Source organism: Oricola sp. (genome assembly GCF_022763245.1).
In the GTDB taxonomy this organism is placed as follows: Bacteria; Pseudomonadota; Alphaproteobacteria; order Rhizobiales; family Rhizobiaceae; genus Oricola.
In genome coordinates this window covers 1-9066 of record NZ_JALEGV010000045.1, presented here as the reverse complement: position 1 = coordinate 9066, position 9066 = coordinate 1, and the positions used below count along the sequence as shown (strand labels likewise).

The following is a 9066-nucleotide window of genomic DNA, read 5'->3' as shown; positions in this document are numbered from 1 at the left end:
TCGCGACGACGGCGATCGAACTCGGCGCGGACATCCGCACGGCGATGGAGGCTGGCGGCTGGCGCAGCGCCAGCGTGTTCCTGCAGACCTACGTCCACCCGCGCAAATCGTCGGGCCGCCTGGTCGCCGATCGGTTCAACGGCCTGCAGATCATGGCGATGTGAGTGAAGACGGGGCCGGTTCAGCCGGCCCCGGATTGTCAGTCAGGCTGCGAGCTTGCTGCGCAGCAGATAGCCTTCAAGCGACCAGATCTTGTTCCTGGCATTCTCGCGGGCGATTTTCCGGCCGATCTCCTTGTCGAAGTTCTCGGGCGACGCCGCCGCGCTTTCACCCGTCACGATGAACCCATTGCGCAGCGTCAGCGCGCAGACGGTCATCGTTGTGCCGGGAAAGACATGGTACTGCTCGGAGACGATCGTGTTGTCGATCATCGCCGGGTTGAGGCGCGGAGCGTTCAAGCCCTTCGCCTGGATTTCGGCTTCAATCTCAGCTTCGTTCTTGCTCATCAGTCTCACCTTTCAGTCTTGGGACTTACCGGGAAAACCCGCCCGGCGCGGGATAGGCTGCACCCCCCACAGTTGTGGTTGGGGCGGTGGGGTCAGCGGAAGAACGGCGTTGAGGTGATTAACCCACTGCTTGCAATCGCCTGGCAGGCAAACTGACTGCTGTGAATGCCGTCCGGGGTGTATTTCCCGACTGTCCCATCGGCCAACCACTTGTGTGTTGTCAGGTCAAATGCTGCGGAACGATAGTCCGTCACCCCGTCCACTGAAGACGCCTCAACGGCGGCGTTTACGGTGCCTACAACATTGCCGGGAGTGAATACCGTTGGAACTGTCTGGTCGGAGCCGTCAGCAAGAGTCCACGCTCCGGAACTGCGGTACGGCATGATTGCCTGCACAATCCGGTTATCGGGGAAGTACCCATAGATCGTCGCCAAATCAGCAAGAAGTTGAGCGGAGGTTCGACCATTGGATATATCGTTGAAGCCGTAGCCGCACCAAACGTGCGACACATACGATTTCATGGCGGCGCGGATGGTATGGCTGGCGATAAATTGCTGAGCGGTCTCTGCCGGGACACCAAGATTGATATACGCGACCCCAAGCTCACCTAGAGCGCGCTCAGCGTACCCTACGTTTGGCGACGTGCCGTCATAGTAATCACCCAGATTTGCCGCTCCACGATGCATCAGGCTATCCCCGACCATCAACACGGATGACCGGCGGGTGTCGCCGACAATGTAAATCGGTGTGAACTCGTTATAGATCGAGAATACGTTGCTTATGGTTCCTCCAAGCGTCTTGTCGGCCAGCGCGCTGGCGCTCGACTCCCAGCGGTTCCCATCGTCAAAATTGGTTCGGCGATTTGTGGATGGATTGCGGCTTTGTGGCTGTAGATAGATAACTCCTGACGCTCCATTACCCCAAATCCGAATGAGATATCTCGTACCTGCCGTGTAGTTGACGCTGAGCCAGTCGGTTTCCAATACAGCGCCGGGGGCAGCGACTGCTGTAGCGCTGCCGGAAAATTTGAACTGGCCGAGGACGGTTTCACTGGCATCCAACAGGGCCGCAGAATAGGTCACATTACCCGGACCGTTTGTTTCCCCCGAACCTATATTTACATACCAGTTCGGGATGCCGATCTTGAGCCGGCTTCCGCTGTCCATCGCGTAGTGTACGGACTGTGAGTTGAAATAAGTGTCTGTAGTCACCTGAAACGGGATGTGGCACTGCCCCATCACCTGCCCGACATATTCAGTGCCAAATAGAGACCCACCGCCCGCTCCAGGGGTGTTAAGGCCAAGCCCAAGCCCGAGTGAAAGTCCGGTCATGATTTACCTCTGAGAAATGCCGCCGATTACGGGAAGACGATGATCACGGCCTCGCCGCGCGCGCCCGACGCCTCAGCGCCGCCGCCGCCGCCCGGGATCACCCCGTTTTCGCCCGCCGCCCCGCCGTCGCCGCCATGGATCGAGGTGCCGGGCGTGCCGCTTCCGCCATCATTGACACCTGCGCCGCCACCGCCGCCGAAGATAGCCCGGCCGCCGTCACGCGTGGAGTTGGACCCACCTGCGCCGCCGCCGCCGCCGGCAAAGGGAGTCGATGCGTCCAACCCGCTATTGGTGCCGGGATCGCCGCCATCTCCACCGCCAAGATCACCGCCAGCGCCGAAGCCGCCGAAACTGCCATTGCCACCCTTGGCGAATTCTCCTGCGCCGCCGCCGCCGCCATTCTGGGATTCGGTTGCGCCGCCGCCCGCGCCGCCGCCATAGGCGACGAGATAGTTGGTCGCGCCATTGTAGACGATCGTATTGCCGCCGGCCGTGTCCTGGCCGCCACCGGATCCGATCGTCACCGACAACGATGACGGCAAGTCATCGAGCGTGAGGTCGTCCCGACGGTTGTATGCGCCGCCGCCGCCGCCGCCGCCATCATTGTCTGATCCGCCGCCGCCGCCTCCGGCCCAGCCGAACATCAGGACTGATGCCGACCCGTCATACCCGGTCGGCTTCGTCCAGGTTCCGTTTGCCGTGAATTCCTGCCGGTTCACCGATGCCGGTGTGGCGATGTTGGAGGGGAACACGAGAATGTCCGTTCCGTCGAAGAACCACATGTCCGTGCGCCCCGAAGCGAGCTCCCCTCCGGCAAGCGCGGCGCCGGCAGAGGAAACGACATCGACGCCGGACAGTCCGGAAATGGTGAGCGTGACGGCGCCGGTATTGGCGGCGTCCCACGTGATGAAGCCGCACATGCCGCGCACCAGGGACGCACCCATCTGGACGGGCTTGTCGCACGTCACTGCATTGGCGGTGCCACCTACACTGGTGAGTTCGAAGGGCGCACGCTTCAGCCCCTCCTCGAGCTCGCCCTTGACGTCGTCCATATAGTCGGCACCGGAGGTCGATGTCTCGCCATCCGGAACAAGTCCGTCATTTGCCATGTTTCACCTGCGCGATAGGAGGTTGCCTGGAAGGTCAGGCAGGGTCGCCCGTCTTGCCGCCGAGCGCCCGGGAGATCATCGCCAGCTCCCTGTCGATCTCCACCAGCGGGGCCTTCGCGTCGCGCAAGGCTTCCGCGATCGGCGCGATCTCCGCATTGATCTCGGCGATCGCGGAGCGTTTGGCGTCATAGCTGGCCTGAAGGTCGGCGTTGCCGGAGATGATGTCCTCGCGCTTCTTGCGCAGCACCTTGAAGCGCGCACGCATCTCGTTCTCATTCGGTGTCTTGGCCATGTAGTCGAACCTTTCGTGGATATGCCCGGAAGCGGGTCAGGCGATCTGCAGGACGCCATTGACCGCACTGAAATCGATCGTCAGGCTTTCGCCGTCCGCGAGAGTGATCGCGGAGCCGTAGTCGTAGTATCCGATCAACGCATCGGCCGGCGACGTCGGGGTGTCGTTGTAGATGTAGATGTAGCGGAACGGCCCGACCGATCCGCCGCTCGCGGTCAGTGTCAGGTCGGCCAGGGTGAGCTTGTAGGTGCCGCTCGCCTGCGCGGAGGTGGAGATCGTGATCGCACGCGCCGAGCAGTAGGTGTATGCCACCTGGGTGACGTTCGCGAGGACGCCATTGCCGTCGGTCGCGGGATTGCTCGACTCCGACCCCGGCGCAGTGTTCGACAGGGCCACCGTCAGCGTGTCGGCGCCAAGGTTATGCACGCCTTCGGCGAGATGCTCCACGAAGTCGTTGATCTTGTTGTACGTCGCCATGGTCTAGGTTCTCTCGTAGTTGGCCAGAACGGTTTGCTCGAATGCCTTGATGGCGGGAACCGCCGCCCGCAGGTCCGCCATTGCGGCGTCGAACTCGGCGCTTTGCGGTCGGGCGCGCTTCACGCGACGCACGATGTCGACGGCATCGGAAATCGGCGTTCCCGCGCAGAGCTTTCGGCCCGTCGCCAGGAAGACGGGACAGCCCTCGCATTCCCGGTCAGGTTCGCGCCCCACGCGGAACAGATTGCACAGGCCGCAATCCTCGATCGTGACCCGCATCTTGTGCGCCTTCGGACCGCTCGCGCGTTCCACCCACATCGCGGCCGAAGCACGGACTGCTGCGATTGCCTCTTCCCGGTTCATGACAGCTCTATCCATGTGCAGATCATCCCGTTAACGGCGCCACCGTCGCCGCAGTCGAAGGTGACGTCTTCGAAGTCCGCGGCCACGTAGCCATCGCTATGGACTTCGCACATGCTGTTGGCGCCGAACGGATCGGTCTGTTGCGCCAGAGCGGGCGAAGAACTTGCACTCGTCACGCCGCTTGGCGCGCCGAAGAACGCACAGAACGCGATCGCGAGATCCGTGCTCGGATCAGTGCCGAGGATTGCCTGCGCGGCCGGATCGCCCCCCTCCGGATCGACAACATGTTCCCCGGCGAGCGCGACAGTCGTGACACCGACGCTCGGCCGGTAGACCACCACGGCGCCCGATCTGCCCTGATCGCCCTCGTCGGATGTGGGGATAGAGCTGCCGTCTTCCGTTCCGTCGAGAATTCGATACGCAACCCGCCACCCTATCCGGTTGCCGGGAAGGAAAACGTCCGTGTCGAGAGACGTGAAGCCGCTCGGGGCATCGGGATACACCGCAACCTTGTTCGTGGAACTGAAGTAGACAGCCCCGATCCATATCGCGACGTCGCCGCTCTCGACCGTCGGCATGGTGCAGGAATTCGTCCCGGTGCTCGACCCGACGAGATCGAGTGACAGGCTGGACGAAAACGCCACGTCCTGCCCCGACAAGGCAAGCGAACCGGCCTCTGCCTCCAACAAGTACGCCGCGTTCAGTCCCGCGTCCTGACCGCTCAGAGCGAATGATCCCGTTTCGGCGACCACACTGTAGCCAGGGAAGAGATCCGCATCCTGGCCCGAGAGGGTAAATGCTCCATATTCCGCGGTCAGGAGCTGCGTCGCAACGAGTTCTGCGTCTTGTCCGCCGACGACGAAGCCTCCCGCCTCGGCAACCAGGGCAAGGCTGCGCGAGAAGCCAACGTCCTGGCCAGTCATGGCATACGATCCGACACCGGCTTCAAGCGTCAATGCGCGCGGGGGATAGGGCAGCCCTGGCGCTTCATCGACAGCCGTGACGGAGAAGAACATGTCCGAATCGGGCTTCATGCCCTGAACGACATGGCGGGTCACTGCGGCTCTCGCGCCACCGACCACAAGGCAATCCTCCTGGATCAGATCGCCAACATCCGCGTCGGTGTCCACCGCGATCGGCGTCTCGAAGGCAAGATAGTCGGCATCTCCGGTGTCGTTGGCGACCACATGCGTCGTCATCGTGCCGTCAGCGTTGCGGATCATCACCGCCGTCGTCAGGCCGAGCAGCGTCATGTCCTCGATCGTCGTGAGGTCCGCGACGTCGTTGATCAGCGGCTCCTTGACGACCGGGATGGTCTGATCCAGCCAAACCCCCTGGATCATTCCACCCGACACGTCGACAGCCTCGACCCGAGCGGAGCCGGCATACTCCTCGAAAATCCAGTGATTGATGCCGATCAGGTCGCCGCGCTCGCAAACGATCGCCTCGGGCGGCGCATCGAAGGTGTAGAATGCGGAGCGCATCTCAAGCTGCGCGAGATCGAACCTGGCGCGCTCGACGGCCCGGGCCTCCAGCACGATGGCCGGATAGCTCACCGCCTCCAGTCTCGGGTTGGAGACGCCTTCCCTGCCTGTCCTGTAGACGATGGTCTCCGGGTCGTCTTCCTCGCCGGTCGGATTGCCCCAGGACACGCGGAACCCGTCCGGCAGCCGGGGCAGCGCCTTGTCCATCGTCAGGTTGTTCATGTTGCGCGAGCCGAATATCTGCACCGGATCCTCGTTGGACCGGTTGTAGTCGCGCACCACGCCCCATTTGTCCGACGCCCGGAAGCGGGCATAACCAGCCCCGGCGATCTGGTTGGCCGCGTCGATCAAGCCCTGAGACTCGACCACGAGGTCGGATGTCAGCGTGCGGGCGATGCAGTCCGCGCGCCACGCCACGAGACTGACATCGTCGATAGCATCCTCGGGCAACGGGTCGGCAGCCCAATCCGACCGGAACAGGCTGCGGTAGTGCGGCGCCGGATTGGAAGTGACGACCCAGTCGTTCCACCCGCTTCCGTCCCAGTCCTGGACATAGCCGGAGGCGAAAACGGAGAGATCAGCGATCGACCGGTTCTTGCCGCGCACCGCGATGATCGCGACGCCCGGCCCCTGTGCCCCGCCGGCCACCGGATGCGTGTTCCACACGCTCGCCGCACGGAGAAGATAGCAGCGGTCGGAAATCGATTTGGTGTCGCGCGGCGGCTGATAGGACGAACCGGCAGTTTCATAACCGTACTGGTCTCCGACGTCGCTGGTGGCGTAATCGGCAAAATCCCAGACACTCAGTTGCAAGGTTGCCGATCGCTTGACCTCGACCCGGTAATAGTCGTTCGGGATCGCCGTTTCATCGAGGAAGAACTCGCACTTCTTGTCGGTGAGGCGAACCCGCTCCACGCCCGACGCGGCGACGCTTCCGCTCACCAGATAAGTGTTGCCACTGCCGGCATAGAAACTCTCGTCGGCCTCCCACGCGGAATTCTGAACACTGGTGAGCGCGGCCAGCCAACCGTTCTCGCTCGGAGGTGCGGGCGTTGTCTCCGGCGCGTCGGCCCATTTGATCTCGATCGTCGGACGCGGATCACGCGATGTCTCCGCACCGAACCACACTTCCGGCAGGTTGTAGATCGTGCCGTCGGACGCGATCAGCCGAACGCGAAAGCCAAGCGTTTGCTGCCGATCGGTGTTCTGCTGATCTTGCAAGCCGGACGGACAGGAGAAGTGCAGCCACAATTCGTCGGCGCCCTTGGATACTGCGGTGCCATGCCAGACAGGCAGCGAGTTCTCCGGCACAACCTGATCTTCGAGCAGGTTCGTGTTGTCTGGATCGATCGCATGTTGCGACAGTTCAATGTTCGGCGTCCGGGTCTTGCCGTAGCGCTGGACAAGCGAGATCGGAGTGTCGGCCGCCCAACCCTCGCGAGTTTCGACCTGGACGTCTTCGGCGCTGGCGACATCGCTGTCTCCGATGCGGATTTCCGACAGGTCGTGCGGCCCCTCGGCGACATAGACGCCTTCGACAAACTCGTTTTGCCCGTCTCGTTCGATCAGGGGTTCGCACGCCAGTTTCGGGAATATCCGGCGACCGCCCATGACGCGCGGGATGTAGCCGCCACGTTCCAGCGCATTGCCACTGAGTGACGCCGCACCGACGGGGCTCTCCTGATCGCTCTCGTCCTGAACGGGTGTCGCTGAAATGCCGGCTGCCGCGAGTTGACCGGCAACAGCGACCGCGCCGCCAAGCAGGCGTGCGGCGAGGCTTCCGGCCTTGAAGACGCCGCCGAGAACGCCGCCGGAAATCGCCGTCGCAGCAAGCAAAGCGCCGACTGACAGCACGGTGGCGAGCACGTTCTTGCCGCGCGACGACCCACCGCCGCCGCCATCGCGAAGCCCGTCCTGAAACACGACCGTGCAGCCGCCGTGAATGCGCAGGCAGCGCCAGTCGATCTCGTCGGAGACTGCCGCCCCGCAATGGCCCGGCGAGGACACCGTGACCACCCCGCGCCCGTGGAAGCCCTCCGGCACGGACATGGCGTCGGCGATCTCGGCAAGTCGCGCACCGGCGGGAAACGTCCTGATCTCCGTCGCGCCGAGGCCGAACGGCGGCCGCCACACGGCATTGATCTCGCTCATCGAAACGCCTCGTGACGGAAGAAGCCCAACAGCCTCGGCTCGATCACGGGGTGCGCCAGCGGCACGCAGACCGACGCCGTACGCTCCTCGAGATGCAGAAGCCGGAGTTCGGGGAAGACAACGCCGACATGGACCGGATGATCGCCGCCCAATGCGGACATCACCGCGACATCGGGATAGCGCGGCTCGTCGACGCGCAGCCATGTCCGCGACGTCATCTGCCGTTTCGTCTCGCGCGCGATGGACAGCACCTCGTGCGCGCCGATCTCCGCATGCTCCGGCAGCTCGATCCGGTGGTTCTCGCGATAGACCAGCCTCACGAGCCCCCAGCAATGCGTGCCCGCGCGCCCGCCGTCACGCTCGCGAAAAGGGATGCCAATGAAGCTCAACGCGCATACAGCCCCGGGAACAGATCCTTGGTGGCGCGACGGCGCAAGGCTCCCTCCATTCGATAATCGTAGGACCGGACACGGCCGGAAACCGTGCGGTCCGTGGTCGATGTGTCGGTTAGGAACCATCGGATAACCCGGTAGACGGTCAGCGGCGTCGTCGCCGGCTTGACGACCCGCGGCGCGACCGTGAGATCGAAGAACCGCGTGCGGTAGATGGACAGCGACACGCGACACGCGCCGGGCACCTTGGCCAGAAGCGCGCCCGCCCGACGATCGACATTCGGGAACGACATCGTCATTTCCGGCGTCTGGTCCTCGTTGTCGCTGGCCACGGTCAACGTCATCGGAGCGGCGGCGTAGGTTACCCCGTCGAGCACATAGGCTTCCGCGTCGAGCGCCAAAGGGATGACGTCAGCCAGCTCGTCATGTGAAATCGTCAGCAAACCGACGAAGTCCTCGCCAGTCTGCGACCGGTTCAGCTCGTACCGGGTGACCGTATCGATAGAGCGCATCAGCCGATGATCGTGACCGAGAGTGAAATACGGTAGTCAATGCCAGCCCGATCAACTCGGCATGGAGTTTCCCCCACCAGTCGAACCCTCACCTGCTCATCCCGTCTCGGATGTGTGATCAGAAATGGTTCGACTGCGCTCTGGAGATCAATCTCGACGAACTCCTCAAAGACTTCGACTTGCTCCGCTGTGCAATGCAGCACCCAATTGTCGCGACTGATCTTGACTGTCCCGCGTCGGCTTTCGATCTCCGGCCCGACTTCCGGTTTGAACGAACGCTTCGCAAACACCGGCGACTCGGAATATAAATCCAGTAACGGGACCGGCAAACTCGCCGGCCATGTCGCTATCGCCATTTCAGGACGCTCCTGTTAGCGCTTTGCCCGGGCCGGACGCGTATTGAAGCCGCGCATCGACGGGTCGAAATCGCCACGACCGAATCCCTCGCG

General features: G+C 63.1%; 10 protein-coding genes. All 10 read right to left on the bottom strand.

Features of this window, described 5'->3' with window-relative positions; all coding sequences use genetic code 11:
* Positions 1 to 203: 203 nt before the first annotated feature.
* Entirely contained in the window at positions 204 to 506 is a 303-nt protein-coding gene (locus MRY80_RS27250; RefSeq protein WP_293295057.1) for a Gp49 family protein, read from the bottom strand.
* Positions 507 to 598: 92 nt separating this feature from the next.
* A complete protein-coding gene (locus MRY80_RS27245; protein ID WP_293295055.1) occupies positions 599 to 1837 on the bottom strand; it encodes a hypothetical protein in 1239 nt (412 codons plus the stop codon).
* A 26-nt stretch (positions 1838 to 1863) separates the two neighbouring features.
* Positions 1864 to 2946, bottom strand: coding sequence for a glycine-rich domain-containing protein (locus MRY80_RS27240; RefSeq protein WP_293295054.1), 1083 nt, complete (start codon positions 2944 to 2946; stop codon positions 1864 to 1866).
* A 34-nt stretch (positions 2947 to 2980) separates the two neighbouring features.
* Positions 2981 to 3238, bottom strand: a complete 258-nt coding sequence (locus MRY80_RS27235) for a hypothetical protein (RefSeq protein WP_293295053.1) — start codon at positions 3236 to 3238, stop codon at positions 2981 to 2983.
* 36 nt (positions 3239 to 3274) lie between these two features.
* Positions 3275 to 3715: a hypothetical protein gene (locus MRY80_RS27230; protein WP_293295052.1), complete on the bottom strand. Its 441-nt coding sequence runs from the start codon at positions 3713 to 3715 to the stop codon at positions 3275 to 3277.
* A gap of 3 nt (positions 3716 to 3718) precedes the next feature.
* Positions 3719 to 4093, bottom strand: a complete 375-nt coding sequence (locus tag MRY80_RS27225) for a hypothetical protein (RefSeq protein WP_293295051.1) — start codon at positions 4091 to 4093, stop codon at positions 3719 to 3721.
* Positions 4075 to 7713 carry a hypothetical protein gene (locus MRY80_RS27220; RefSeq protein ID WP_293295050.1) on the bottom strand — a complete coding sequence of 1213 codons (3639 nt, stop codon included), beginning with the start codon at positions 7711 to 7713 and terminating at the stop codon, positions 4075 to 4077. The genes MRY80_RS27225 and MRY80_RS27220 overlap by 19 nt, the downstream gene beginning before the upstream one ends.
* Entirely contained in the window at positions 7710 to 8102 is a 393-nt protein-coding gene (locus MRY80_RS27215; protein ID WP_293295048.1) for an NlpC/P60 family protein, read from the bottom strand. The genes MRY80_RS27220 and MRY80_RS27215 overlap by 4 nt, the downstream gene beginning before the upstream one ends.
* The gene (locus MRY80_RS27210; protein ID WP_293295046.1) at positions 8099 to 8617 is read right to left on the bottom strand and encodes a DUF1833 family protein; all 519 of its coding nucleotides are present in this window, start codon (positions 8615 to 8617) and stop codon (positions 8099 to 8101) included. Before MRY80_RS27210 ends, MRY80_RS27215 begins: the two co-directional genes overlap by 4 nt.
* A complete protein-coding gene (locus MRY80_RS27205; protein WP_293295044.1) occupies positions 8617 to 8973 on the bottom strand; it encodes a hypothetical protein in 357 nt (118 codons plus the stop codon). Before MRY80_RS27205 ends, MRY80_RS27210 begins: the two co-directional genes overlap by 1 nt.
* Between the last annotated feature and the right edge of the window lie 93 nt (positions 8974 to 9066).